This window comes from Levilactobacillus koreensis JCM 16448 (genome assembly GCF_001435525.1).
Taxonomy (GTDB): domain Bacteria; phylum Bacillota; class Bacilli; order Lactobacillales; family Lactobacillaceae; genus Levilactobacillus; species Levilactobacillus koreensis.
Genome location: NZ_AZDP01000089.1, coordinates 65,604 through 66,006, shown reverse-complemented (window position 1 = coordinate 66,006; position 403 = coordinate 65,604). Strand labels below are relative to the sequence as shown.

At 44.9% G+C, this 403-nt stretch carries 1 protein-coding gene; it reads right to left on the bottom strand.

The window, feature by feature from the left end; all coding sequences use genetic code 11:
* A partial coding sequence (locus FC99_RS14185) for an RNA-guided endonuclease InsQ/TnpB family protein (protein ID WP_235805892.1) occupies positions 1 to 403 on the bottom strand: 403 nt, incomplete at both ends.

Sequence of the window (403 nt, the reverse complement as noted above, 5' to 3'; positions counted from 1 at the left end):
CGCTAAACCCTTAGCTAATATATTTTTAGCTGCGTTATGATCACGCACATGGAATATCCCACAGTTAGGACACGTCCACTTACGGTCAGCCAACGTCAACTTATTTTTTCCGGCCATGACGTGTCCACAATCGCTACATGTCTGTGTCGTATTTCGGGGATCGATTGTCAAAAATTTTCTACCGTATAAGTCAGCCTTATAAGCCAACATGCTCAGTAGAGTTCGCCACCCGACATCCGAGATACTCATTGCCAAAGCGTGGTTCCGCAACATATTTTTACCCCGCAGTTCTTCGGCTACGACTAAATCGTGGTTTTTGATTAAGGCCGTAGAGACATGGTGCAGGAAGTTCTTGCGTTGATTAGCGACTTTAAGCTGTAATTTCGCCAATAGTAACCGTTGC